Consider the following 25,255-nt stretch of genomic DNA (forward strand, 5'->3'; position numbering starts at 1 on the left):
CGCCGTCAGTCGAACGTGGCGGAATAGCCGAGTTTGTGGGAGACCTCCTCCGACGCCTGGCGAAGAGCCGCTGCGGGGGAATCTGGGCCGACACCATCCATCGTCCCACTCCGACCCAGAACTGCGGTCGACGCAACAAGTCGACCTTGATGATCGAACACCGGTGCGGCGACGGCGCTGAGCCCGGGCAAATAGTCGCCGCGGGAGATGGCCAACCCGTCTCGGCGAACCTGATCGATCAGCTCCTGCACCGCGCCAGCATCGCGATAGCGATCACCAAGAGGAGAACCCGCCAGCCGTTCGAGCTCTTCGGCGATCCTCTCGTCGATCATTCTCCATGGCTGATAGGCCAAGAAGACCCTGCCGGTTGCCGTTCCGATGAGCGGCAGCACGGAACCGATGTGCAAGTTGCAGTGAACGACCTCGCTGGCATCGCGCCAGCCAATGATCACCGGCCCGTGCTGGCCCCACACCGATAGCGCGGTGGTTACATCGAGGCGTTGGTTGAGCTCGACCAACGCGTCGGTCGCGAAGCGAACCCCGTCAAGCCGTCGCAGACCGGCCAAGCCCAACTGCAACGCGCCGGGGCCGAGGTCGTAGCGACCGGTGATCGGATCCTGCAGCACGAGGTCGCAGCGGATCAGGCTGACGAGGTATCGGTGCGCCTTGGGGGGCATCATGTCAGCCCGCGACGCAAGCTCGCCGAGGGGGAGGGCACCGGGAGCCTCGGCGAGCGCGGCCAGCACCCGGGCACCAACCTCGATGGACTTCACCCCTTGGCTGGCCGCAGCCGCAGTCACCCTCCGGCCTCTCGAATGAGGCCTGACAGCAGCGCGGGTCGAAGTGGCTTGGTGTTGACGTTGACGTCGAGATCGAACAGAGCGTCGGCGACTGCGTTGACGAGCGCGGGTACGGCTCCGATCACACCGCCTTCCCCCACGCCCTTGAACCCACCGACGGCATCGATCGACGGAGACTCGATGTGAGCGATCTGGAAGTTGGGAACGTCCACCGAGCTGGGCAGGAGATAGTCGGCCAGAGTCGCCGTGCGGACCTGGCCGTCGGGGTCGTACACAAACTCTTCCATGAGCGCCTCGCCGATGCCTTGTGCCACACCGCCCATCACCTGACCATCGACGATCATCGGGTTGATGATGCGACCGCAGTCGTGTACGACGGTGTAGCCCTCGATGTCGACTGTCCCGTCTCCGGCATCGACAGCCACCTGTGCAATGTGGGTGGCATTGGCCATGGTGACAAGGGGCGGGTCGTAGAAGTCGGTCTCCTCGATGCCAAAGCTCTCGCCTTCGGGGAGGTCGAATGTGTTCATCGCGTAAGCCGTCTCGGCGACTTCCCCGAATGTGAGCGCTCGGCTCGGCACGCCGGCGACGAACATCTGGCCGTCGGAGACCACGATGTCTTCTGGTGTGGATTCGAGCATGTCCGCGGCGATCCGCGCCAGCTTCAGCCTGGCCTTCTCCGAGGCCCGCACCAGCGCTCCGCCGCCTGTGACTGCGCTGCGGCTGGCGAAGGTGTTCGTGCCGTAGGGCCCGGCAGCGGTGTCGCCCTCGAAGACAGTCACATCCTCCAATCGGGCCCCGAGCTCGTCGGCGACGACCTGCGCGAAGGTCGTGAAGTGGCCTTGCCCCGAATGAGCGTGGCTCACGAAGGCCGTCACCTTGCCGGTGGGCTCCACCTTCACCGTCCCGCTGTCGAACCCGGGCAGACGGGTCAGCCCGCGGGCACGCCAGCCTGGGGCTCCCGTCCCGCTCACCTCCGTGAAGCTGCAGATGCCGATGCCTCGGTACTTGCCGTCGACGAGTCGGCCCTGGGCCGCCTGGCGGGCGCGGAACTCATCGTATTTCGCCATCTCCATCGCTTGGTTGAGCGACTCTATGAAACTGCCTGTGTCGTAGCGGACACCAACGACGTTGGTCCACGGAAGCTCTGAGGTGGGCACCATGTTTCTCAGCCGAACCTCAGCTGGATCGAGCTCGAGCCGGCGGGCAATCCGGTCCATGATGCCCTCGATCGCCATGAAGCAAACCGGTTGGGCCACGCCCCTATAGGCCAACACAGGCGCGGTGTGGGTTGCGACGGCGGTGGCCGTGTAGGAGTATTCGGTGATCCGGTACGGCCCAACGATCATGCGGGCGCCACCAGTGGTCTCCAGGGTGCAGCCGAAGGGCAACGCTGAGTAGGCGCCGCCATTGGTTCGAATCTCGGCCTTGAGCGCGAGGACGATGCCGTCATCATCGACCGCGGCCTCAACCCGGTAGCGGTTGTCACGGGCGTGCACATCGGTGAGCAGGGCTCCGTACCGGTCCTGAATCCACTTCACGGGCCGGCGCAAACGCAGGGCGAGCGCGGCGCAGACGAACTCTTCGGGGTAGAGGGCCGCCTTGATGCCGAATCCGCCGCCGACGTCGGGAACCACGACCCGCAGGGTTGACTCTGAAACGTCGAGGAACTCGGCCAGGGCAGTCCGCAGCAGATGGTGTATCTGGGTCGAGGAGTAGAAGACAAGGTTGCCCGCGTGCTCGGGCACAGCAAGACACCCGCGGGGTTCAATCGGAACAGCGGTCACACGGTTCGAGCGGAAGTCTTCGGAGATGACATGGGCCGCCGCTTCGAAACCAGCGGCCACGCCATCGGTTGTGAATCGACCCTCGTAGTAGACGTTGCCCGGCACTGTCGGATTGACCTGCGGGGCGGCGGGATCGGTCGCTTCTTCGATCTCGGTGACCACAGGAAGCGGCTCGTAGTCGACTTGGACCAGCTCGATGCCGTCTTCGGCGATGTACTGGCTCTCGGCCACGACCACGGCCACCGCCTCGCCCGCAAACCGCACTTCGTCGACAGCCAGCACGTCGCGGGTGTTGAGGTTGTAGCCGGGCAGCTCGATCTGAGCAGCGATCGGCTTCACCAGGGCTGCCAGATCCTCGCCGGTGAGGACGTCGACCACGCCATCGAGCGCGCGCGCCTCGCTCACGTCGATCGACAAGATCCGGGCGTGGGCGTAGGGGCTGAGCACGAAGGCAAGGTGCAGGGTGTTGAGCGGCGCGGGCAGATCGTCGACGAAGCGGCCCTGGCCTCGTAGGAGGTAGTCGTCCTCTCGACGCAAGACGCTTTGGCCAACAGCGCCGTGCCCAACGGCGCTTCGCCGGTCGCTGCTCATGCTCGGTTCCCCCCTCGCATCTCCACCGCGGCCTCAGCTACCGCATCGACGATGTTGGCGTAGCCGGTGCAGCGACAGACGTTGTTCATCAGTGCCTCCCGGATGGTGGCCTCGTCGGGGTCGGCGTTGCTTTCCAGCAGCTCGACCGCCGTGAGGAGGAATCCCGGTGTGCAGAAACCGCACTGGAGGGCATGCTTTTGGTGGAACATCTCTTGGATCGGATGGAGCTCATCGAGGCCTGCGAGGTCTTCCACGGTGCGGATGTCCGATCCGTCAACCGCCACGGCGAAGTGCAGGCAGCTGCGGGCGGTGCGGCCGTCGAGCAACACCGTGCACGCACCGCACACCCCTTGCTCACAGCCGATGTGGGTGCCCGTCAGGCCGAGATCGTGTCGCAGGTAGTCGGCGAGCAACCGCCGAGCCTCCACTCGGGATTCTCGGATTCGCCCGTTGACGGTGACGGTCACCTGGTACTCGTCTGTCATGGGCCTTCCCCTTCCAGCAGGCCGCGTTCGAGAAGGACGCCGACGAGGTGTCGTCGGTACTCGGCGTCGGCGTGGATGTCGCCGGTCGGATTGACTGCACTGCGGGCCGCCTCGACGGCGGCTGCGATTGCCGCTGGGCCGAGGTCGGAGCCGACCAGCGCTCCCTCGGCGTCGATTAAACGCTGGGCCGCCGACCCAACGCCGAACGCCGCGATGCGTGCCATCGTGCAGACGCCGTCCACGCTGGCCCACCGCAGTGCGACCCCGCCCACCGGGAACACGTGGCCACCGTTCGAGACTTCAGCCACGGCGCTTCGCTCGCCCCGATTCTGGCGTTTGAACGTGACCGCCGAAACGACCTCACCTGTCTCGATGCTGGTGGTCATTTCAGCTACGAAGAAGTCCTGGGCCGGAACCCGACGTTCGCCAGCGGCACTCGTGAGCACCAGCTCGGCCTCCAACGCGAGCGCAACGGCCGGCAACTCGGCTAGCGGGTCGCAGTGGGCCAGACTGCCGCAGACGGTGCCACGGTTGCGCGTGGCGGGCAGCCCGACGTGGGGTAGCGCCTTGGCCAACAACGGGCACTCGGCTTCGACCAGAGAGTCGGTCTCGGCATCGATCTGGCGCACGAGCGCACCGACGACGAGGCGATCGTTCGAGACCCGGATGTAGTCGAGCTCGCCACAGCGGTTGATCGACACGAGCACCTCGGGTCGGGCCAGCCGGAGATTCATGAGCGGAACCAGGCTCTGGCCGCCTGCGAGAATCCGAGCGTCATCGCCGTACTCGGCCATGGCTCGGACCACCGCGTCGAGCGACTCGGGAGCAACGAACGAGAACGGAGCGGGTTTCATGGAGACTCAGCCGACGATGGGCTGCAGCTCGGCCGCGAGAGCCACCAACGACTCAGGGCCCACGATGGCACCGTCTTCGACGACACGTCGACCATCGATGTCGATTGTGTGCAAGAACAAGACAGCGTCGGGGTGGTTCTCACCGCCGCCGGGGTCCCACCACGGCATGCCCATGCCGATGGCGTTGTTGCCCTGGGCACGGGTGTCCTCGATGAACGATTCGCCGGTGACTCGGGCCGTGGGATGGATGCCGTGGGTGAAGTGAATGACATATCCGTAGTCGCCGTCCGAACCCGCCCGCCGCAGCGCTCGGTCGGCGACAAAACGCTCATTGCCTCCGCCCCCAATGGCCCGAATGCGGCCATCGATCTCGAGGGTCATGGGTGCAGCGAGCGGTGTGTAGTACTCGTGGAAGATGGCTCCGACCTCGATGCGACCCTTCACCGTTTCGACATCGGGGAACAACGTGCATTGCCCCGGCACCAAGACCGTCCCTGGCTTATCGGCTCGTCGCGGCTTGTCGAATCCACGCTGCCCGAGAACGAAGCTCACGTCGGTGCCAGCGTTGTCCGTGATGCGCACGGTCTTGCCGACCGCTTCGTTCACCAGCGCGTCAAACCCATGGTGCACCGCGAAGTAGCGGTCGAGATCGACCCGCCCAAAGAGCCTCAACAGGCCCCCGGCGTTCAGGTCGGCACCCAGCAGATAGCGGATGTGTTCGCCCTCCATCGCCTGATCGTGAAGCTCCGAGCCGGCGAGGTAGGGGAACGTGAGATCAATCCACACATCTGCGGCCAGCGCCGCGGCCGAAACCGCCGGAGTGAGGTACGGGTCGGCAAGGCGGCCCTGAAACGGAAGCGGAGGGATCAACATGACCGATGCATTGGCACCGGCGAGCAGTGATGCTTGGAGCACCGCCTGCCACACCGCCTCGTCGCTGTCGGTGTCGGCGGTTATCAGAACGGTCTCGTTCGGCTCCAATGCCATGTAGTCGCGCATCAGCACGTCGGCTGCGCCGGCAACTGTGGCTGTCATGGGGTCGCTCCACCGATCACGCGGTCCAGATAGCCGTTGAGGAAGTTGTGAACGCCCTTCTCCAGGGTGCTCATACGCCCGGGCCGGTAGGCGGGTGAACTCATCGCCTGTTGCATCGACTCGATCATGATCCGGTCCTCTTCGAGTACCAGGATCTGATAGTCGTGGTAGATCTTCAGCGTCTCGGCGAAGTCCGGCCTGTCGAAGAATTCCTCGGGAAACAGGTGGTATACGACCACCCGGGTGTGGCCTTCGTCGATCGGCCACGAGATCATCGGCCGAATGCAGTCGATGCGGCCGAAGAACGTCAGGTTGGGCGAAGTGAACGCAGTACAGGCAAAACTGTGCGGCCTGTCGGTGAGCCACGGCATCTTGCCGAGCAGTGGCTCGGCCCCCGGCGTGGGAGGGCCGGCATCGTAGAAGATCGAAAGACCGCCGTCGGGTTTGACGTTCACGTGGTCGGGCTCGAACTTGAAGTTGGCGCCGAAGCTGTCCGCGTGCAGCACCCCGACGTGGTAGAAGTCCATCAAGTTCTCGTGTATGAACTTCCAGTTGCACGCGAGGTCGATTTCGATCTTGTTGCCCAGGCGGCATTTCTCCCACCCGAGGAAAGAGAACTCCTCGTCGATCCCGGCCATCGCATCAGCCAGCGGTTTGGCATCGTGATCGAAGTTGATGAAGATGTTGCCCCGCCAGACGTCGAGCCGCAGTGGTGTCAGGGCGCAATCGGCGACGTCGAATCCCTTGGTCTCGGCCATGTAGGCGGCCCCCTTCAGCTGGCCGTCGAGGCCGTATACCCAGCCGTGGTACGGGCAGCTGAATGCCTTGAGATTGCCCGATCCGTACGCAACCTCGACACCTCGGTGGACGCACATGTTGTAGCTGGCGTGCAGCTGACCGTCTCGATCGCGCGAGAGCAGTACGGGTTCGCCAACCAGGCGCAGCGCCATGTAGTCGCCCGGATCGGCCAGCTCCTCGACCCGTCCCACGTAGAGCCACTCGCGTTTGAAGTATTCGACTACCTCGCGACGGAAGATCTCCGGGCTGGCATAGATCGCGCCGGGCGCATGGGTTGCCTGGTCCAACGCGACCCTGGTTCCTCTTGGATCTACCTCGGACGAATCTGACATCACGTCCCCCCATTCCCCACGGTTCCGCATTGCGAAATTCACGCTGCTATCCGAAACGTAGCAGGGCATCAGCTCGACCACTATGGCGAATGTCACCCTCACCATCCGGGCCCTGCGGGCTGCCTTTGTCCCCGAACCGCGTTCGGCAACGACTGCCCCTCGCTATTGTGACCCCTGTGTCGGCGGAGTGGGTGCTGCAGCGGCAGATACGTCTGGCGCTCACCCAACTAGGTGCCCGTGATGCCAGCCTCGATTTCCAGCGGCTGTGCTTCGAGTTGGCATGCGTCACCGTCTCTTCGTACTTCGTTTACCCGGCCGGTCCGGTCGGTGCCGGCGGCGATCAGGGCCGGGACTTCGAGACGTTCTGGACTGCCGATAGCGAGGTGTTGCGGGACGGCATCGAACTCGGCGTCGAGCGCAGGCACAAAGTGGTTGGCCTCTGCACGCTCCAGCAGCGCGGCCTAGCGCGCAAGATATGCGCCGACGCGAAACGGGCGTGCGAGGGTCACGAAAGCGTTGATCGCCTGCTCGCCTACACCGAGCGCGACATACCCCGGGGTGCGCAGGAGAAGATTCGGGCAGACCTCGCCGGAGAGCCGTTCCGTCTGTCGGTTCCGATCGATTTCTTCGGAGGCGAAGAGATCTCGAGACTGCTGGTGCGCGAGCGGGAGTCCTTGGAGTGGCCCTTGCTCTACGTGCTGGGTATCGGGCAGGACAGCAAGCCGACGCGGGCTCCCAACTTCCTGCCGCCCGCGCCGTCTCGATTCGTGAACCGCCGTGGCGAACTCGCACGGCTCGACGGCGTCCTGGAGCATGCACAGCGCAATCAAGGAACGGTGGTCGCCGTCGTCAGTGGGATGCCCGGTGTCGGCAAGTCAGCGCTGGCATCGCGGTGGGCGAACTCGGTACGGCAAGAGTTCCCCGAGGGCGCCCTGTACGCAGATTTCGCGCCGCGCCAGGGAGCGACCCGGCCGGACCCGAGCGACGTCGTCGCCGGTCTGCTCCGAGACCTCGGCGTACCGCCCGATGCCGTCCCCGACTCATTCGAGGAGCGATGCCGTCACTACCGCCGATTGACGGACGATCGCCGGCTCCTGATGCTCGCCGACAACGTGGACGAGCCGGCTCAGGTCCAAGCCGCGAAGCCGAGCGGGCCAGGCTCGCTGGTGGTGGCGGTGAGCACCTCGCAACTCCGCGATCTGGTTTTCGGAGGGGCACACCCTGTGCGGGTCGAACCGCTGCCGCGAACCGAGGCGGTTGCGCTGGTGAGGGATCGTCTCGTGGCGGACCGGCCAATGCCGTCGGACGATGTCACAGCGCAACTGATCGAGTTGTGCGCTGGTCTGCCGCTCGCGCTGAATGTCTGCACGAGCCAGCTGGTGCTTCGCCCCGAGTTGGCCGCTGAGGATTTGATCGACGAGATCAGCAGCGCCGCAGATCGCTTGCAGGCGATACCGGCGGGACACGGCCATTCGGTCGAGGCCACGTTCGAAGCTGCCTACGCCGCCCTGCCAGCAGACGCTCGGCATCTCTACAGGCGGCTCGGATGTCACCCCGGCACATCGCTGGGCGCGCCGATCGTCGCCGTCGCCGCGGAGTGCACGTTCGCCGACGCAGTCGAGCGGCTCGAAGCATTGCGTGAGCGTCATCTGATCAATGCCGAACCCGGCGGTCGCTTCGCGATCCACCCGCTTGTACACAGCCACATGATCCTGGCAGCTCGCCGCGACGATGAGCCTCATGTCCACCGGCGCATTGCTGGTGCCGTTGTGGACTGGTATCTGGGCGCGCTGCATCGGGCCGACCGGGCGATGGTGCGCGAACGCCTGCGGCTCTCGCAGCGCTGGATCGGCGTCCCGCCCGCCGCGCCGGAGTTCGGATCGCAGCAATCAGCGCTCAAATGGTTCGACGAGGAGCGCCGCAACGTGCTCGCGGCGATGCAGCTGGCGGTCGATCACGGCTTGCACCGTGATGCGTGGGACTTTGCAGAAGCGCTCTGGCCGTTGATCCAAGCACGGCGCTGTTACAGCGAGTGGATGGATGCAGACACCATGGGCATCGAGGCTGCGGTGGCTGATGGCGAACCTGCCGCCGAAGCGCGGCTGCGATCCCATCTCGCCCGCGCGCACGCCGAGCTCGGCGATCACGAGCGTGCCCGATCGGAGCTGAGGTCTGCGGACCTTGCTGCGCGTCGCTCAGGCCATGCAGCGCTCGTGGCATCAGTGACAGAGTTCGCAGGGGTCTGTGCGCTGATCGAGCACCACTGGTCGGATGCTCTCGATGCCCTGGAGAGCACACGCCAGCAAATGGAGGCGCTGCAGAACCGCCGGGGCGTCGCCCTGGCGGACTACCTGCGTGGCAAGGCCCTGATCGGACTCGGCCAACCTCAAGATGCGCTCGAAGCTCTCGATGCTGCATCACCCCCGCTGACGGTACTCGGGGACACGATCAGCTTGGCAAAGGTCCGGCGGTGTCGTGCGGAGGCGCTCTTGGCTCTCGATGATCGAGGAGCGGCACATACGGAGCTGGCAGCTGCGGAGAGGGTGATGAACGGACTTCGGCTGGACTTCGACTTGGCTCGCCTGCACGAGCTGTGGGCCGAACTGCTGCAGCGCGAGGGACGCCAGGCCGCGGCAGCGGAGCGGCTGCACAAGAGTCACCGCTGCTACACGCGGATCGGCCATCCCGAAGCCGAGCGGCTCGAACAGCGTCTCATCAGCGCCTAGCCGGCTGTCTGCCAGAGCGCCGCACCTGCCAGGTCTGCTGCGATCCGCTGGGTTCAACATTCAATCTCAGGTCGAAGCCCACGGGGCGTCCGGCCGTCACCAGGGCATACAGCGCCGAGGCGGCAACGGCTGGATCGCACGCTCTGTTGGGATCCGCTGGCTGGAAGGTGAACGACTCGCCGTCGCGCCAGTACATCGTCGCAGCTGGAGCGGGCCACGGCTCGACGACGAGAGCGCAGCCGGGGAAACGCGCCAGGAGCTGCTGGGCGGGCAGTGCTGGGGAATCCGCGACGATGACCGCCGCACTGCGAGACAGAGCGATATCGGGTTCCGATACGGCAGACACCAGATGACGTGACCCAAACGATTGTTCGTACGGGGGGGGGGGGGGGGGGGGGGGTAGCTGCGGGAAACCGACGGACACCGACGGCGCGATCGGCGCGAACGTCGACGACAACTTGATGGCTGTGAACCTGCGGCAGCCGCTCCGGAGGCGGATCCACCGCGAGCACCCTGGCGGGCCACGACGGGGGATCCAAGTGGAGCAAGCGATAGATCAGATTGCGGTGCAGGGCGAGGGATTGGCCTGGGGCGCCGCTGACACGGTTCGTCGCGTCGCGGTAACTGTCGGTTTGATGCTCATCGATTGCTTCACTGACTTGAGGAAACAGCGGCCGGTCAAGTCGAAGTCTCGGACTCAGACGCGTCAGCTCGGCGATCGCCGAGCCGGCCAGCATGTCCCGGGTGTCATGCACGACATGCAGGGTGGGTCGTCCCAGCGCCGCGGCATACAGTCCCACCGAGCCGTGGTCATGAATGACGGCGTCGGATGCCACGACACAGCTTCGCCATGCATTGCGCCAGGGTGGGACAATCAGGACACCGGCGGCGCGTTCCCTGCGAAGCCAGGCACGCACCTGCCAACCGCCGTGACCGATCCAGATGTTGGGGTGCAGCACATAGGCCACGCGGTAGCGGTCCGCGGGCAGCACTGCGGTCAGTCTGGCGGCTAGGTCGCCGACGTTGCTCATCAGCGAGTTGTCGCCCCACGTCGAGGACACGACGATCAGCCGCTGGCCGTCGTGAAGGCCCAGTTCGCTGCGATACTGCTCACGCAGGACTTCGCTCGCCGCAAGCCGATCGAGGAGTGGATCACCGACTACCTGAACGTCCACCGAGTGTGGGTCGCGCGGCGTTTCGGGATGGGCGAAGTACGGGATCTGTTCGGGGTGTGCGACGGCGATGGTCAATGCTGGCGTCCCGCCGATCGCTTTGGATGCAGTCCGACGCAGCATGTCGGGATCGGGCACGGCTGACGGCTTGCCGATGCCGGCGCCGTGCAGTCCGACGAGCAGCGGCGCGTTGAGCTGAGTGAGGCTGCCGCGGTGGCTCGAGCAGATCGCTAAATCGAAGCGATGCGATGCAGCCTGCGCCCACGAGATGACCGGTGCCTCGACCATGTCCAAGAGGTCTGACGCACCCCGGTGAAATGCTGACGGTGACTGGTCCTCCACGGTGAAGACAATCTGGACTCGTGGATCTGCCAGCACCTCGTCCAAGAAGTCCAAGCCCCAGACGGTCGACGTGAGCGTGCGGGCGACCACAAGCACCGTCCGCTCGAATTGAAGCGTGTTCCATTGACGCGCGTCAGCACCGACCGGGAGGCGGTTGCTTCGCGGATCTGCTCCGACCACAGCGCTGAAACCTAGAGCGTCGGCGGAGGAGCGGGTGTTGGGGCTGTCGACGGTTCATTGGACGGAGCCGCCCAAGGAGAACAACGGCGGTCTGAGCCGGCTCAGACAGAAGCACCAAGAGCTGGGTCTCTAGCAGCGGCGCCGCTGCGACCCCGGATTCCCTCCAAAGTGTGAGGGGAGTACGTAGCGGGTGCCGCGGCGTTGGCCGACCATGTCCAGGAGGCCTTTGTCGCGCATGGCGCGCATCAGGCGGCTGGCCTGATCGGGGGTTATTTCGAAGAGCTCAACGGCATCACCGCGAGATATGGAGCCGTGCTGCTGGACGAAATGGAGAACCCTCTCTCGGTGCTCGGCGCTGCTCGGCAAACCGGTCGTTCCCTGTCGGGGAGGCAGTCCGAAGCGGCGGCTCAGAGCTGGCGTGAAGACGTAACGTCGGCCCCGGCCGCTTCCCTGGGGTTCAACGATCTCCCTGTCGGCGAGGCGATTCAGCACGGTGCGAGCCTCGGCGTGGCCGACATGGCCCAACTCGGCTGCCCGCTCCACGGTGACGCTGCCATCGGCCCGGATCTCATAGAGGACCAGCAGGTCGTCCAGCGACAGCGCTTCGCCTCGACGCCGAGCTTCAGCGACGAAGCGAGCCAGCTCTTTGTCGAGCGACCCCGAATGCACCCGGACGACCACCGAGCTGGGCGTGCTGCGGCTGTAATCCGGTGCCGGGCGCCCCAGCGTCAGCTGGCCTTCGAATACCCGGTTGATGCCCCGGCTGGTCCGGTCTACCAGCCCGGCTCGTTTGAACGCATCAGCCAGCGCCGGATTCCGAGGATGCGGGGGCGCGGTCAGCAGCGTGGCGGTCGTCACCCCCGCAGGCAGACCCCCTGGATTGGAAATGGTCAGGGCGTCAGCGGCAACTTCCACGAGCGTCGGCCCTTTGGCGGTGTAGTCACGGTGGACGAGGGCGTTGGCGATCAGCTCTCTCACGGTTGTGCTGGCAAAGGCCGGCAAGGCAATCCGCTGGAGTTCCACGTCGATCTCGTCCTCGGGATTCCGAGCCAGGACCCGATCGGAGAATTCGGACATCGCTCGCAGCAATGGGAAGGCCGCCGTCTCACTGCTTCGCACCTCGAGCCCGTCAAGCTCTTGAAACCCCGCCTCGTAGGCGGGCAACCTTTGGGCGATCAGCCCTTCTGCGCCGAACAGCAAGAGCCCGCCGACACAGACCCGGCCATCGGCCGTCATGAAGCCGAGCGCCTTGAGCATCTCCTCTCTCGACAGCAGGACAAGCGTGTCGTCGCCGGTCCGCGCCAGCTCACGCATCCGGGCGAATTCCACCTCTGAGAGATCGTCGAGCGCCAACCCGGGCACAACCACCTTGCTGTAATCCTGGGCCCCCACGCTGCCCGCTCGCGACACCACCTCATGAGGTCGCATCGGCAGGCACTGGGGTCGACCGTGCACGTCGATGGCCCTGCGCAGGTACCGCCCCGATTGAGTGCCCACCACCGAGTCAGGCGCAGTCACGACGATCACCAGCACCTCTGCCTCATCAACCTCAACGAGCTCCACCGCGACCTCCACCGAAGGCTCAGTTCGGCTTCCTATGAGCGCCTGGATGCGAATGGGGTGGGTTTGCGGTCCGTGGCGAGGCTGAGCGCCGTGGGGGGTGCCGTCATCGCTCACGCCGATCAGCAAGAATCCACCGTCGCCGTTGGCCAGGCAAGCCACTGTCTCCACCACTTCGGCATCGCTGATCGGATTGTCGCCGTGGTCAGACTTGAACTCGACGGTGAAGGTCTCGCCCCCGTCCAGTAGCTGACGCAGCTCTTGGCTGTCCACGCCAAACATTATACGACAGAGTTATGCGTTATTGAAAAAGTTATGCGCAGTACGCATAACTAATGCGAACTGCGCATAACGAGGTCCTCGTGCCGTCGATGTGGCGATCGATGACGCCGTGGGCGAGGCAGTTCACACCGCTACTGGGTAGGAGAGGAATCCTCTGTGGCGAGCGCGCGGTCGGCGCACGGGCCGGGCAGCGGGGCGGAGATCTGGGAAGCGAACAATGCGGTCAAAGGCGACGCGGCCCTCCATGCGAGCCAGTGCTGCCCCCAGGCAGAGGTGCGGTCCGTGTCCGAACGCGAGGTGAGGGTTGGGACTGCGAGTGATGTCGAAGCGATCCGGCTGTTGCCAGGCGGCGGGGTCGCGGTTCGCGGCGCCGTTTGACACCCACACAAAGGTGTTGGCCGGCACTGTCGTGTCCCGCAAGGTGACGTCTTCGAGGGCCAGGCGCCCGCCGATCTGGTTGGGGCTGTCGAAGCGGAGCATCTCCTCGACTGCCGAGTCCACCAGTTCCGGGCGCTCGCGCAGCAGCTCGAGTTGATCGGGGTGACGGAACAAGGCGTCCATTCCACTCCCGATCAGGTTCGAAGTGGTCTCGTGTCCGGCGTTCAGCAGGAATGCGGCGTTGTGCAACAGCTCCGACTCGGTGAGCGTCTGGCCGTTCTCTTCGGCTTTGACGAGGATCGACATCAGATCGTCACCAGGTTCGCGGCGGCGGCGATCGGCGAGCTCGCCGAGGTAGCCCTTGAAGTCCTCGACTGCGGCATTGGCCCTATCGATGACCTCCTGGGCGGGATTTGGTTCCAGCGACGCCGTCACCGACGCTCCCCAAAACTTGAATCGCTCACGGTCGTCGGTAGGAACGCCGAGCATCTCCCCGACCACAGTGAGGGGGAGGAGATAGGCGAAGTCGCCGATGAGGTCCATCTCGCCGTCGACGAGGCCGTCGGAAAGCAACTCGTCGACCACACGCTCGACCTTCGGCTGCCATGTCGCCAGCGTTCGCGTCCGGAAGGCGTGGGCAACCAGGCCACGCACGCGCGGATGGTCGGGCGGGTCGAGAAACACCATCACGTTGGCGTGGTGCTCGTAGATCGGCGCGTCGGGTCCGAAGACGCCTCGCAAGGGGACCTTCTTGTCCGAGCTCATCGCCCGACCGTTCAGCACCGCCGCCACCTCGTCGTAGCAGGTCACGAAGAAGCTGCCGTCGGGGTTGCGGTGGATGGGTGACTCCTCGCGCAGGCGCGCGTAGGTCGGGAACGGGTAGTCGAGGAAGCGGTCGTCGAGGTCGTTCAGATTGAAGCTCGTCGGGTCCGCAGCCCACTGGGGGTACTCGCCCAGGTCGTGACCCGTGCTCACAGCTGCCGCCCCCGGTTCGCGGCGCGTACCTCCGCATGGAGCCAGTCGAGGTCGGGAGTGGTCATGGGGCGTTCTCCTGGTTGCGGGTGAGCCAGAGCTGCCGGGGTCCGCGAAAGGAGATGATGGGCGGGTAGTCGAGCTGTTGGTCGGCGAGCCGAAGGTCGGGTGCTCGACGAGTGACCTCCTCGAACGCGACGCGGGCCTCGAGACGGGCCAGTGGGGCGCCGAGGCAGTAGTGGATTCCCTTGCCGAACGAGAGGTGGCGACGTGCACGCTCGCGGTGGATGTCGAAGCGGTCCGGGTCGTCGAACTCGGCCGTGTCGCGATTGCCCGAGCCGAGCAGCACCAGCACCTTGGCCCCCTCGGGGATCACCACTCCTTCACCGAGGCCGACGTCGGTACGAGCCAGTCGTCGCCACGCGTTGACGCTGGAGTCGAACCGCAGGGCTTCCTCCACTGTGTTGGCGATCAGCGACGGGTCGGCACAGATCTCGGTCCATTGGTCGACATGCTCGAGCAGCAGTCGCATCGCGTTGGCCAGCAGATTGGTGGTGGTCTCGTGACCGGCGATCCCGAGTCCCATGACCACGCTGGTGATCTCGGTCTCGGTGATCGCATCGTGATCGGCGTCGCGGATGTCGAGCAGGGCGGACGTGAAGTCGTCGGCCCGGTCGACCTTGCGGCGCTGCACGTGCTCCGAGCAGTACTGCCAGAGGGATGCCATGTTCTTTGCGACGCGCAGCTGCTCGGACTCGTCAGGGTGGCCGAACATGATCGTCAACCGGTCCCCGCCCCACCCCTTGACCATGTCGGCGTCCTCGGAGGGAAAGCCCACCAGCTCGAAGATCACGTTGATCGGCAACGGGTACGCCACACCGGCCACCCAGTCGAACCGCTCCTCGGACAGCATGTCGTCGAGGAGGCTCGTGGTGATCTCACGAATGACCGGCTCGAGGCCCGCGACCCGTCGGGTCGAGAACGCCGTCATGTTGTGCCGACGAATCCGGGCGTGTTCGGGTGGGTCCAGGTTCGTCATCACCGGCGTGTAGCCGAACCCCTGGGCCAGCACCTCGCCGGCTTCGGGGCAGAACGGCAGCAGCGGATCCTGGGAGTTCAACGCCGAGAACAGCTCGGTGTCCGACATCACCATCGCCGCGTCGCGGTAGCGGGTGACCACCCACATGTCGAGCTCGTCGCTGTAGAAGGCCGGGGACTCCTCACGCACCGCGGCGAACGTCGGGTACGGATCGGCGAGGTATTCCGTCGAGAACGGATGAAACGGACACGTCGACATCGCTGGCTCCCCTTCGTGCTCATTGTGCGCGCGAGGGAAGCAAGCGCGCCTGCCGGGACGCGTCAGGCCATGGCGAGGCCGGGGTAGCCGTTCGCAGCAAGCTCGGTGACCTTGGCGGTGTAGCGGGTGGCCCCGCCGAAGTAGGCCTGGTAGCGGACGTTGCCTTCCTCGTGGCCGGCGACATTGGAGTTGTAGCCGGTGAACCAGCCCTTGCTGCGCCGGAACAGCAGCCGTTCGTGGAACCGCATCACCTCGTCCACCCATTCCTGCTCGGCCTCGGGCTGCGCCTCCACCCGGCTGTATCCGTGCTCGCGCAGGTATTCGAGCAATCCCGTCACCCAGTCGACGCCGCCCTCGATGGCCCGTGGGAAGTTTGTGGAGCCGGACACGCTCTGGGGTCCGGCCACCATCGCCATGTTGGGGAAACCGTGCGACAGCAGGCCGCAGTATGTGCTGGGTCCGTCACGCCATTTCTCGCCGAGCGAGGTGCCGTCGACTCCGCGGATGTCCACCCGGTCGAATGCCCCGGTAATGGCGTCGAAGCCGGTGGCGTAGACGATCAGGTCCAAGTCGTAGTGGCGGTCGGCGGTTTGGATGCCGGTTGCGGTCAGGCGCTCGATGGGTGTCTCTGACAGATCCACCAGCTCAACGTTGGGGCGGTTGTAGGCCTCGAAGTAGTCGGTCTCCAGCGGCAGCCGCTGAAGTCCGAAGCCGTGGTCGGTGGGGATGAGCTTCTCTGCCACGGCGGGGTCGTGGACCCGTTGGCGGATCCGGTCGGCGATGTACTCCGACATCTCCCGGTTCGCAGCCTCGTCCACGAAAATCTCAGCGAAGTTGCCCGCCAGGATGGCGAAACCAGACCGGGTGTACAGCTCATCCCACAGCTCGCGGCGCTCGTCGGCGGTCATGTCCCAGAATCCCCAGCGGGGCACATGCTCGAAGCCTTGGGGCGAGGCAGCGCAGTTGGCGAAGATCTCGTCGTAGCGATCGCGGATTGCGTCCATCTCTGCTTCGGAGATGGGGGAGTTGTTCAGCGGCGTGCTCCAGTTGGGCCGGCGCTGGAACACCTTGAGCTCGCTGACCTTGTCTGCGATCTCGCCGATCACCTGAATGCCGGTGGCCCCGGTGCCGATGACGCCGACGCGCTTCCCGGCGAGCTCCACGGGTTCGTTGGGCCAGAAGAACGTGTGAAATGACGGGCCTTCGAACTCGTCCATGCCGGGGTAGGCAGGCAGGGTCGGTGCCGACAGCGGACCGAGGCTGGTGACCACGAAGCGAGCGGTGTGGGTGTCGCCGTCGGCGAGCGAGAGGTGCCAGCGGTGTTCGCTTTCGTCCCAGGCCATGCGTTCGACTCGCTTGTTGAAGCGCATGTGGCGGCGCAGGTCGAACTTGTCGGCCACGTAGTTCAGGTAGCGCAGGTTTTCGGGCTGGGAGCTGAAGCGTTCCTTCCAGTGCCATTCGTCCAGCAGTTCTTTGGAGAACGAGTAGCCGTAGGTGTAGCTCTCGGAGTCGAACCGGCAGCCCGGGTAGCGGTTGCGATACCAGGTGCCGCCGAGGCCGTTCTCGGCTTCGAGGACCACGGCGTCGATGCCGAGGTCCACGAGGCGTTTGATCTGGTAGATGCCCGACACCCCAGCACCCAGCACCGCCACTTCGCTCTGGCGGGAATCGCTCATTGCTGTCCCTTCGATCGCCCGCCTCGCAGTATGGCGGCGGAGAAATAGGGTCGGGTGATGAGTGACGAGCGCGTGATGCACCTGGGTGTGAGTGCCGCCGATCTGGGCGGGGCCTCGCTCGCCATCGTGCCGGGCGACCCTGCCCGGGTGGCGAGGATCGCCGAGACGATGGCCGAGCCGACCCACTTGGCCTCGACCCGGGAGTTCACGAGCTATCGGGCGTTGATCGACGGCCAGCCGGTGGTGGTCTGCTCGACTGGCGTCGGCGGGCCGTCGACCTCGGTTGCGGTCGAGGAGCTGGCCCAGGTCGGCGTGCGGACGTTCCTGCGGGTCGGCACCACCGGATCCATCCAGCCTGATCTGTTGATCGGTCACCTGGTCATCACCCAGGCAGCGGTGCGCCTGGACGGGGCGAGCCGGCACTTCGCGCCGCTGGAGTACCCGGCCGCCTCTTCGTTCGAGTGCACCCGGGCCTTGGTCGATGCCGCGGTCGCCCTCGACGCTCCCCACCAGGTCGGGATCACGGCGTCGAGCGACACCTTCTACCCCGGCCAGGAGCGCTACGACACCGTGGCCGGCGAGGTCGTGCCGTGGCTGCGGGGCAGCCTGGCGGAGTGGCGTCGCATCGGCGTGCTCAACTATGAGATGGAGTCGGCCACCTTGTTCACGATGTGTGCGGCCAACGGCTGGCGGGCCGGGTGCGTCGCCGGGGTGATCGCTCAGCGCACCGAATCCGAGGCCGTCGTCGACGAGACCCGAATCGCTGCCACCGAGGAACGGGCGGTCGGCGTGGTCGTCGAGGCGGCCCGGCGTCTGCTTCAACAGAAATCTCACCGAGGTGCACCGTGAGCAAGATCAGCCGCATCGTCGTTCAGGCCTACACGTATCAGCTCCCCGACGTCGGTCCGTCGATCGTGACCTACTCGCCTGGGGCAGAGCTGAGCGTCTCGAAGTTCATGGTGTCGATCGAGACCGACGACGGTCACACGGGAAGCTACGCACCCCACTTCGGCGCAACCGAACACGCAATGGCGCAGGTCAGCGATATGGCGCCACTCCTGATCGGTAGGGACCCAGAGCAGCGCGAACGGATATTCGAGCTCCTCAAACTGCAGTTCCGGCACTACGACAAGGTCGGTATCGCAGCATTGGACACAGCCCTGTGGGACCTCGCGGGCAAGAAGTACGCCGCCTCCATCAGCCAGTTGTTGGGCGGGTACCGGGAACGGCTGCCGACGTATGCGAGCACGACACCGGGCCAAAAGACGTCCGGCGGCCTAGACAGCATCGAGAAGTACGCAGACTTCGCGGAGGAATGCCAGCAACGCGGTTTCCCGGCGTTCAAGATTCACGGCTTCTTCGACGGCGACGTGGACAACGAGATCGGCATCATGACAGCGGTTCGCGATCGCGTCGGGTCCACGATGAAGTTGATGACAGACCCCGCGTCGTCCTTGGGGTCATTCATGGATGCCGTAGAAGTCGGTCGGGCTTGCGATGACTTGGGATTCCTCTGGTACGAAGACCCGTACCGCGATGCCTCTTCGAGCGCCGCCGCTCACAAGCGTCTGCGAGACTTCGTCCGCACACCGATGCTCATTGCCGAGCACATCCGAGGATTCGAGCAAAAGGCCGACTTCGTGCTCGCTCGTGGCACCGACATCATGCACATCGATCCCGAGTTGGACGGCGGCATCACCGGCACGATGAGGCTGGCCCACTTCTGCGACGCCATCGGCATGGAGGTACAGCTCCACACGGCCGGCCCGATGCACCGACACTGCATGTCTGCCATACCCAACACGCTTTTCTACGAACTCGGCTTGGTCAATCCCGACACATCGCAAAACTGCCTGCAACCGCCGATCTACGCAGACGGTTATGGCGATGGCCTCGACGATGTGGATGCTGATGGATACGTCGCTGTACCCACCGGCCCGGGGCTGGGAGTGGAGTACGACTGGGACAAGATCAACGCTTGGGAAACGGCCAGGCGCACCTTCGAGTAACTCGACTCGCCCTTCCGCCACTTGGTGCAAGGCGGCGCGATCTCAAGCTTCTGCCTCCAACTCGGTCAGTCGGTTCGAGATCGTCTTAGCGACTCGGCTGTCGAGGGTGGGGCTTCGGGGGCTCGGTGCCGAGGCTTCGCCCGCCTGGCTCGGGCGTGCTGCCGGCGGGAATGTGCTGGAACTCGCGATTCACTCGGCGGACGGCCGGTGTGATAGCCACGGCGTAGCCGGTCAGAGCGAGGAGGACTCGGCGAGCTGGCAGGAGCACGAAGCAGATGGCCCACGCCGCGGCGAATCCAATGAGTCGTGGTTTCATCGCGGACACGCGCGCAGACGGCTCGTCGTCGGATCGGCCGAGTGGGAACCGCTTCGGTTTGATGAACCATCCATGGGCAAACAGCTGAGCGACGAAGTACGGCCAGAAGGCCTCTGGGGCGTCGAGTGAGGGATCGGTATCCCATGCGGCGTCGGTGTCGCTGGCTAGTCCGTCTCGGATGCGAGACCACACGTGCGACGCAGTGACTCGACCGGAGGCGCCACCACGGTTCTGATGAGTTGGGCGACAGTGCCACCGGTACAGCACTCGTTGGTCCTCGGTGAGGGCCAGAATCCCGGCCTGGAAGATGCCGTTCGGGTGCGAGGACCAGTGTCGCTCCAATACTGCTGTGTCGCCGATGTAGAGGTCGAACCGGTCAGTCTCGCGGCAGTCTCCGAGGATCTCGTGGTGCGGGTCGCCTACGGCTTGATATTCCAGTTTCCATGTGTCCTGTGCTTCGCTCGCGAGACTCTGGGGTTCACTGGAGACGGCGAAGATCTCGCCGCCCGCAGCCCGGATCTCCTCGACGACTCCCGACTTTCCAAAGCCGCGCAACTCGCGGCGGCACGGAGGTCACCACAAGCCGCGGTAGAACACCAGGACGACAAACTTGTGCTTGTCGAGTTGGGCGTTGAGCCACCCGGTGCGTACCCCGATCGGCGGGTCGAGCAGCGGCGGGATCAGCGGATCGTCAACGTCGGCGGCCGACACTCGAAAGCCCTCGGCGGATCGTTCGACCACCACCTGCTCACGCGCACAGACGTCGCCGTCGCACAGCACCAAGCCCAGTTCGAAGGATCCTTCTCGTGCTCGTGCCACGGTGTCTTCGGCGTCGATGACTCCGGTGATCTCGTAGTGCGACTCTTGCGTTGCGTTGATCCACTCAAGAGCGGCCTCCGAAGCGGCCTGAAGCTCACTGGGGGTTTCTTCGCTCACGTTCATGCTCAGTAGGCCATATCGCTGATCCGTGGCGGTTCGAACCAGGGTTGGGCGATCTCCATCCATTCGATGGCGAGGCGGCCCCGCGCGTGGACTGCAGAGTCGGACAGCGGTCGACGCCGTGTCAGGACCAGGCAGAATTCATAGGCGGTGGCAGTTACTCGGTCTGCAGCATCTTCGGGTCCCCAGGCCCAGATGTCTCCCCTTGGGCCGGTGAGCTCAACTCGAACTGGATCGACCGGCGGAGTCAATCCTCGATTGACGTAGCTGAAGTCGCGGGTGATGACGCCAAGGTGTGCAATGTTGCGCAACCGGTCAGTCTGGGGATACTCGACGCCGAAAGTGTCCGCCAGATCGTGGGAATGCGTCCACGTCTCCACCAGTCGACCTGTCGCCATCGACCGCGCTCCGATCTCAGGGCCGACCCAGGCAATGCGATCCCGAGCATCCCGCCTGCGCAGTGCGTTGATCATGGCGGTACGCATATCGAGGAACCACCGCCACAGATCAGCTCCGGAAAGAGACCGCACTTCTGGGCCGACCGACGCGTTGACCGATGCCTCACCGCTCGACAGTTGGCCATGAGCGATGGCAAATGACGTCGGATCGGTCAGCGTGAGATGCGCGAGCCAATCACCGGCGCCGAGATGCAGGACTGTCTCGTGGCTGTCCCAGCCCGCGGCAACAGTAGGTGAGCGCCATTGTTCTTCGTTCAAGTAGCCGACGACGGCGGTCAGAGCCTCGGTTTCAGCTTCGAGATCGTCGCAAATCTGATCCACGATCGAATGCTAGAGCGGCGTTCCCAGCGAAGTCCCCGTCTCCTGGTTGGCACTGTTGTCAGACACCGACATCACGATCGTGTCGTCGAGCAAGTCGATCATCTCGAGGAAGTCGATGAGCCGGCCGACCTGGTCGGCGGTGTGATCGAGGAAGCCGGCGAAGGCCTCCTGCATGCGCAGGTAGACGGCCTTGTTGGCATCGTGCAGTTTGTCCCATGGCTCGACGCCGGGGTTGCGCGGCGCGAGGATCGTCCCCTCGGGCGAGCAGTCTTCGAGCGTCGCAAAATGCCACTTGCCGAGCGCGAAGGTGCCGTACCCGTGATCGCGGAACATCTCGGCCATCGTCGCCGCACTCGGCGAGATCACGCCGCGACTGTTCGAGAATCCGCTGTCAATGTTCGAGACGAACCGCATGCCCACCGAGTGGTGGTTGCGCCCGGTCAACAGGCATGCCCGGGTGGGCGAGCACAGCGCTGTCGTGTGGAAGTTCGTGTAGCGCAGGCCGCGGGCGAAGCCCGTCGATCAATGTTCGGTGTGTCGATGTCGGAGCCGAAGCACCCGAGCTGCGCGAACCCTGTGTCGTCGAGCACGATCACCACGTGTCCGAGGACCTCGTCGATCAGGCGATCGCTCAGCGTGGGCAGGGGTTGCCTGCACCGCTCATCGGTGACTGTCTAGGAAAAGCCTGGCCGCATCGATCGCGACGTCGGCGGCCAGGGCCATGGCCTGCGGCGTCGTCGCGGCGGCAGTGTCGGCAGTGGTGTGGAACAGCGATGACCCGCCCAGATGGACGACTGGCCAGCCGACCACTTCTCGGCCGGCGAGATAGTGCTTGAGGCCGATGTGATCGAACTCGTGGCCGCTGCATGCAGAGAGCGTGACGTGGTGATCGGCGGCGAGTTCGGCGGCCATCGCCAACGCGACCGCGAGACCGGTGCCGCGCTCGCCGACGGCGACATTGGCCTCGACGACCGAGAGGTCCTTGGTCCGCCAGTCGCCGTGCGCGCTGTAGAAGACGGGCAGCGCGGGCACGACTTGGTCCCCGACCCGCAACTCGGCGGTGCAGACGAAGCGGTCGAACTCGAACCAGTCTTCATGCACCGAGGCACCGAGGCTCAAGAGCACGTCCTTCAGCCACGCAGTGGTCTGGGCATCGACCGGGGTTCCGGTGTGATGGTTGCCGAAGCCCGCGTAGGTCGCGACGATCTCGTACAGCTCATCGGCGCTGAACCTGGCTACGTTGATCAGGCTCATTGGGTCTGCGATCAGAAGACGGGGAAGACCGCGGTGTCGCTTGAGCGTTCTGCTCGGGTCAGGGCGTAGAGGACGTTCCAGTCGCCGATGCGGTTTCGGGCGATGTCGATGCAGATTTCGATGACGATGGCTGCGCCGAGCGGGTCGGTGGTCGGGCGGGTCTGGCCGGTGCTGACGGCGAGGTCGTCGAGATGGAGGAGCACTTCGATCAGCCTGGTGCGGCAGAAGTCGTCGAGCGTGAGGAGTCGGCCTCCCAGTGCGGCGACGAGGCGGTCGGTGGGTTCGTCGGCCAGTCGTGTTTCCAGGTCGTCGGCCAGTTGGCGGCACTTGTCCGCGGTGGCTTGGTGACCGATGGCCGATTCGGTTGCGGAGACATCCTTGATCTGTTCGTGGACGGGGGAGTCGACCGCAGCGTGAAAGTAGGTGGCCGCTGTGAGGAGGTCGCCGTCGGGGCGTCGGTCGGGCGAGGTGCGGTCGAGGTAGGCGATGGTGGCGCCGGCGGCGCGTACCAGGTGGGCGCAGAGTGCTCCGACAGTCATGCCTTCGAGGGCCGAGGGCTGGTCCCACTGCTCGGCTGTGGCCGGGGTGTCGATGAGTTCGGCTGACTTGGTGACGGCTTCGACGACAAGGGCCCGGACGCGGGCTGAGTCGATCGACGGGTCGGTGGCAGACGTCATGGGTGTATCTCGTTTCGTTTCAGGCGGGGGTAGGTGGGGTGCAGGTGCCGCTGGCCGGCGCCGAAGAAGTTCTCCCGGAAGGTATTGCCCTCGTAGCTGGTGCGGAACCGACCACGCCGCTGGAGCTCGGGCACCAGCAAGTCGACCACTTGGGTGAACCCCCACGGGACAGGAGCCGTCGTCACGTTGAACCCGTCGACGCCCGTGGTCTCGATGAACGCCTCCATCTGATCGGCAACGGTGGCCGGCGAACCCACAAACCCCAGCCCGCCGGCGGTGTCAGACAGCCGGCGTGCGACATCGCGGACGGTCCAGGTCTTGTCGGGATCTTCCAGCTTCCAGCGCTCGACCTGGGTGCGGATCGCGTTCGCCTCGATGTCGTCGATCGGCGTGTCCGGCGGGTGGCCGCCCAAGTCGATGCCCGTCCAGCCACCGTAGAGAGCGAGGTAGCCGTCGACGGAGAACAACCGTGACCACTCGTCGCGCATCGCCCGGGCTTGCGCATCAGTCTCGGCGACCACGACCCGCGCCACTTGCAGTGCCCTGATCTGTTCGGGATCGCGGCCGGCTGCCGCGGCATGTTCGCGCAGCGATGCCACAACAGCGGCACCCCGGTCGTTGCCTGGCACAGACATGAAGACGACCTCTCCCGTGTTGGCCGCGAACTCGACACCGCGCGCCGAATTACCGGCCTGGTACAGCACCGGTGTGCGCTGAGGGGAGGGCTCGACCATATGGGGGCCCTCGACCGTGAACCATTCGCCGGAATGGTTGATCTCGTGCACTCTGGCCGGGTCGGTGAACGTGTCGGCCTCGGCATCGAGGACGATCGCGCCGTCTTCCCAACTGCGTTCCCACAGCTTCAGGCAGACATCGACGTATTCGTCGGCCCGGTCGTAACGGGCGTCGTGGGGCAGGATCTCGCCGAGTCCCTGGCGTTCGGCATCGGACAGGTACGAGGTCACGATGTTCCAGCCGACACGGCCTGCGGTGAGGTGGTCGAGAGTCGAGAACAGCCGAGCCGTGTGGTACGGAGCGTGGTGGCTGGTCGACATAGTCACTGCGAAACCGAGGTGCTCGGTGCACGCCGACAACGCGGGGATCAGCAGGGTGGGGTCGATGCCGGGAATCTGGACCGCGCCACGCAAGGCAGCGCCGCGACTCGCCCCGTAGACGTCGTAGGTGCCCAACACGTCTGCGAAGAAGATCCCGTCGAAGCAGCCCCGCTCCAAGGTGCGCACGAGGTCCTGCCACCAGCTCAAGGTCCGGTAGCCCCACGACGTCTCGTCCGCAGGGTGCTTCCACATCCCCTTGATCTGATGGTTCGGCGACGCCTGGATGAACGCGCTCAGATGCATGTCCCGTTGCATAGTGGCCCCTCATTCAACAGAAACGAGGATTGCTTCGTGGCATACGGCAGCGCCGCCGAGTTGTTCCGCGTGCGCGAGTACGTATGTATAATACGTATGTGCCCAACAAGACGATCAGCGTCCCCGATGACGTTGTGCCGATCATCGACAGCCTGCACGTCCCGTTCTCGAGGTGGGTGACCGAACAGCTCCGCCGCCATGCGGCTCAGTCGACCATGTCCTTCGCTCAACAGCTCACCGCAGACGCAGCGTTGGTCACTACCGAGCGGAAGCTGAGCAGGGCAGATGCGCTCGCTGCCGGACAGCGGATGGAGCGATCTGCGCCGTGGTAGCGCGAGGTGCGGTGTACTGGGTCGATCTGGACAAGCGTCGGCCATGTGTCGTGGTGTCGTCGGATGACGTTCTGCGAGCCGAGGTTTGGCAGACCCATGTCGTACCCCTGACGTCGAATCTCGACCGAGCGGGACTCGCCGGCAACGTGCTGCTGAACACAGCCGTGACGGGCTTGCCGACGGACTCTGTCGCGGTGCCGCTCGGGTTGGAGCTTGTCGACCGCTCGTGGCTGGCCGAGGCGGCAGGGCAACTGCCCGGGGCGCTCATGGACGCCATCGACGAAGGCCTCCGGGCTGTTCTCAGCCTCTGAG

The 25,255-nt window shown here is 65.2% G+C and carries 23 protein-coding genes; 5 read left to right on the forward strand and 18 right to left on the reverse strand.

Annotated features, from left to right (window positions below):
- Positions 1–5 precede the first annotated feature (5 nt).
- From ACOOHB_RS03390 to ACOOHB_RS03415, 6 genes are read right to left on the reverse strand one after another with little or no spacing between them, the layout of a single operon-like run.
- A complete protein-coding gene (locus ACOOHB_RS03390; protein WP_420443408.1) occupies positions 6–800 on the reverse strand; it encodes an IclR family transcriptional regulator in 795 nt (264 codons plus the stop codon).
- On the reverse strand, positions 797–3,178 hold the full coding sequence (locus tag ACOOHB_RS03395; RefSeq protein ID WP_420443409.1) for a xanthine dehydrogenase family protein molybdopterin-binding subunit: 2,382 nt from the start codon (positions 3,176–3,178) through the stop codon (positions 797–799). Before ACOOHB_RS03395 ends, ACOOHB_RS03390 begins: the two co-directional genes overlap by 4 nt.
- Positions 3,175–3,663, reverse strand: a complete 489-nt coding sequence (locus tag ACOOHB_RS03400; protein ID WP_420443410.1) for a (2Fe-2S)-binding protein — start codon at positions 3,661–3,663, stop codon at positions 3,175–3,177. The genes ACOOHB_RS03395 and ACOOHB_RS03400 overlap by 4 nt, the downstream gene beginning before the upstream one ends.
- Positions 3,660–4,517, reverse strand: a complete 858-nt coding sequence (locus ACOOHB_RS03405; protein ID WP_420443411.1) for an FAD binding domain-containing protein — start codon at positions 4,515–4,517, stop codon at positions 3,660–3,662. The genes ACOOHB_RS03400 and ACOOHB_RS03405 overlap by 4 nt, the downstream gene beginning before the upstream one ends.
- Positions 4,518–4,523: 6 nt before the next feature.
- The gene (locus tag ACOOHB_RS03410) at positions 4,524–5,552 is read right to left on the reverse strand and encodes a hypothetical protein (protein ID WP_420443412.1); all 1,029 of its coding nucleotides are present in this window, start codon (positions 5,550–5,552) and stop codon (positions 4,524–4,526) included.
- Positions 5,549–6,682 (reverse strand): aromatic ring-hydroxylating oxygenase subunit alpha, encoded by a 1,134-nt coding sequence (locus ACOOHB_RS03415; RefSeq protein ID WP_420443413.1) that lies wholly within the window; start codon positions 6,680–6,682, stop codon positions 5,549–5,551. Before ACOOHB_RS03415 ends, ACOOHB_RS03410 begins: the two co-directional genes overlap by 4 nt.
- Before the next feature lie 176 nt (positions 6,683–6,858).
- Between ACOOHB_RS03415 and ACOOHB_RS03420 the strand changes: the two genes are divergently transcribed.
- Positions 6,859–9,408, forward strand: coding sequence for an NB-ARC domain-containing protein (locus ACOOHB_RS03420; protein ID WP_420443414.1), 2,550 nt, complete (start codon positions 6,859–6,861; stop codon positions 9,406–9,408).
- A gap of 53 nt (positions 9,409–9,461) precedes the next feature.
- Here ACOOHB_RS03420 and ACOOHB_RS03425 read toward each other — a convergent pair whose 3' ends face one another.
- From ACOOHB_RS03425 to ACOOHB_RS03445, 5 genes are all read right to left on the reverse strand, one after another.
- Complete coding sequence (locus tag ACOOHB_RS03425) at positions 9,462–11,102, reverse strand: hypothetical protein (RefSeq protein WP_420443415.1); 1,641 nt, start codon at positions 11,100–11,102, stop codon at positions 9,462–9,464.
- Positions 11,103–11,231: 129 nt separating this feature from the next.
- On the reverse strand, positions 11,232–12,935 hold the full coding sequence (locus ACOOHB_RS03430) for an RNA-binding domain-containing protein (protein WP_420443416.1): 1,704 nt from the start codon (positions 12,933–12,935) through the stop codon (positions 11,232–11,234).
- 132 nt (positions 12,936–13,067) lie between these two features.
- The gene (locus ACOOHB_RS03435; RefSeq protein ID WP_420443417.1) at positions 13,068–14,297 is read right to left on the reverse strand and encodes a cytochrome P450; all 1,230 of its coding nucleotides are present in this window, start codon (positions 14,295–14,297) and stop codon (positions 13,068–13,070) included.
- A gap of 61 nt (positions 14,298–14,358) precedes the next feature.
- Positions 14,359–15,591 (reverse strand): cytochrome P450, encoded by a 1,233-nt coding sequence (locus tag ACOOHB_RS03440; RefSeq protein WP_420443418.1) that lies wholly within the window; start codon positions 15,589–15,591, stop codon positions 14,359–14,361.
- 62 nt (positions 15,592–15,653) lie between these two features.
- Positions 15,654–17,267 (reverse strand): flavin-containing monooxygenase, encoded by a 1,614-nt coding sequence (locus ACOOHB_RS03445; protein ID WP_420443419.1) that lies wholly within the window; start codon positions 17,265–17,267, stop codon positions 15,654–15,656.
- 57 nt (positions 17,268–17,324) lie between these two features.
- Between ACOOHB_RS03445 and udp the strand changes: the two genes are divergently transcribed.
- Positions 17,325–18,116, forward strand: coding sequence for a uridine phosphorylase (udp, locus tag ACOOHB_RS03450; protein WP_420443420.1), 792 nt, complete (start codon positions 17,325–17,327; stop codon positions 18,114–18,116).
- On the forward strand, positions 18,113–19,276 hold the full coding sequence (locus ACOOHB_RS03455; RefSeq protein WP_420443421.1) for an enolase C-terminal domain-like protein: 1,164 nt from the start codon (positions 18,113–18,115) through the stop codon (positions 19,274–19,276). Before udp ends, ACOOHB_RS03455 begins: the two co-directional genes overlap by 4 nt.
- Positions 19,277–19,361: 85 nt before the next feature.
- Here ACOOHB_RS03455 and ACOOHB_RS03460 read toward each other — a convergent pair whose 3' ends face one another.
- From ACOOHB_RS03460 to ACOOHB_RS03490, 7 genes are all read right to left on the reverse strand, one after another.
- Positions 19,362–20,147 (reverse strand): hypothetical protein, encoded by a 786-nt coding sequence (locus ACOOHB_RS03460; RefSeq protein WP_420443422.1) that lies wholly within the window; start codon positions 20,145–20,147, stop codon positions 19,362–19,364.
- Positions 20,148–20,165: 18 nt separating this feature from the next.
- Positions 20,166–20,528: a hypothetical protein gene (locus tag ACOOHB_RS03465; RefSeq protein ID WP_420443423.1), complete on the reverse strand. Its 363-nt coding sequence runs from the start codon at positions 20,526–20,528 to the stop codon at positions 20,166–20,168.
- Between the two features lie 8 nt (positions 20,529–20,536).
- Positions 20,537–21,310: a TIGR03084 family metal-binding protein gene (locus ACOOHB_RS03470; RefSeq protein WP_420443424.1), complete on the reverse strand. Its 774-nt coding sequence runs from the start codon at positions 21,308–21,310 to the stop codon at positions 20,537–20,539.
- A gap of 9 nt (positions 21,311–21,319) precedes the next feature.
- Positions 21,320–21,811 carry a sulfatase-like hydrolase/transferase gene (locus ACOOHB_RS03475; RefSeq protein ID WP_420444649.1) on the reverse strand — a complete coding sequence of 164 codons (492 nt, stop codon included), beginning with the start codon at positions 21,809–21,811 and terminating at the stop codon, positions 21,320–21,322.
- A gap of 159 nt (positions 21,812–21,970) precedes the next feature.
- The gene (locus tag ACOOHB_RS03480) at positions 21,971–22,564 is read right to left on the reverse strand and encodes a hypothetical protein (RefSeq protein ID WP_420443425.1); all 594 of its coding nucleotides are present in this window, start codon (positions 22,562–22,564) and stop codon (positions 21,971–21,973) included.
- Between the two features lie 11 nt (positions 22,565–22,575).
- Positions 22,576–23,241: a maleylpyruvate isomerase N-terminal domain-containing protein gene (locus ACOOHB_RS03485; RefSeq protein ID WP_420443426.1), complete on the reverse strand. Its 666-nt coding sequence runs from the start codon at positions 23,239–23,241 to the stop codon at positions 22,576–22,578.
- A complete protein-coding gene (locus ACOOHB_RS03490) occupies positions 23,238–24,611 on the reverse strand; it encodes an LLM class flavin-dependent oxidoreductase (RefSeq protein WP_420443427.1) in 1,374 nt (457 codons plus the stop codon). Before ACOOHB_RS03490 ends, ACOOHB_RS03485 begins: the two co-directional genes overlap by 4 nt.
- A gap of 98 nt (positions 24,612–24,709) precedes the next feature.
- Here ACOOHB_RS03490 and ACOOHB_RS03495 point away from each other — a divergent pair, with 98 nt between their 5' ends.
- Together ACOOHB_RS03495 and ACOOHB_RS03500 are read left to right on the forward strand one after the other, a co-directional pair.
- Positions 24,710–24,943, forward strand: coding sequence for a hypothetical protein (locus tag ACOOHB_RS03495; RefSeq protein WP_420443428.1), 234 nt, complete (start codon positions 24,710–24,712; stop codon positions 24,941–24,943).
- Complete coding sequence (locus ACOOHB_RS03500) at positions 24,937–25,254, forward strand: type II toxin-antitoxin system PemK/MazF family toxin (protein ID WP_420443429.1); 318 nt, start codon at positions 24,937–24,939, stop codon at positions 25,252–25,254. Before ACOOHB_RS03495 ends, ACOOHB_RS03500 begins: the two co-directional genes overlap by 7 nt.
- Position 25,255: the final 1 nt, after the last annotated feature.

The organism is Candidatus Poriferisodalis sp., from assembly GCF_965215815.1.
Taxonomy (GTDB): domain Bacteria; phylum Actinomycetota; class Acidimicrobiia; order Acidimicrobiales; family Poriferisodalaceae; genus Poriferisodalis.

Bases quoted from the DNA above. Each gene is read 5' to 3' on its own strand.
- ACOOHB_RS03395 (WP_420443409.1), bottom strand. From the start codon at position 3,178: ATGAGCAGCGACCGGCGAAGCGCCGTTGGGCACGGCGCTGTTGGCCAA.
- ACOOHB_RS03400 (WP_420443410.1), bottom strand. From the start codon at position 3,663: ATGACAGACGAGTACCAGGTGACCGTCACCGTCAACGGGCGAATCCGA.
- ACOOHB_RS03405 (WP_420443411.1), bottom strand. From the start codon at position 4,517: ATGAAACCCGCTCCGTTCTCGTTCGTTGCTCCCGAGTCGCTCGACGCG.
- ACOOHB_RS03410 (WP_420443412.1), bottom strand. From the start codon at position 5,552: ATGACAGCCACAGTTGCCGGCGCAGCCGACGTGCTGATGCGCGACTAC.
- ACOOHB_RS03415 (WP_420443413.1), bottom strand. From the start codon at position 6,682: ATGTCAGATTCGTCCGAGGTAGATCCAAGAGGAACCAGGGTCGCGTTG.
- ACOOHB_RS03440 (WP_420443418.1), bottom strand. From the start codon at position 15,591: ATGTCGACGTGTCCGTTTCATCCGTTCTCGACGGAATACCTCGCCGAT.
- ACOOHB_RS03445 (WP_420443419.1), bottom strand. From the start codon at position 17,267: ATGAGCGATTCCCGCCAGAGCGAAGTGGCGGTGCTGGGTGCTGGGGTG.
- udp (WP_420443420.1), top strand. From the start codon at position 17,325: ATGAGTGACGAGCGCGTGATGCACCTGGGTGTGAGTGCCGCCGATCTG.
- ACOOHB_RS03480 (WP_420443425.1), bottom strand. From the start codon at position 22,564: ATGAGCCTGATCAACGTAGCCAGGTTCAGCGCCGATGAGCTGTACGAG.
- ACOOHB_RS03485 (WP_420443426.1), bottom strand. From the start codon at position 23,241: ATGACGTCTGCCACCGACCCGTCGATCGACTCAGCCCGCGTCCGGGCC.
- ACOOHB_RS03490 (WP_420443427.1), bottom strand. From the start codon at position 24,611: ATGCAACGGGACATGCATCTGAGCGCGTTCATCCAGGCGTCGCCGAAC.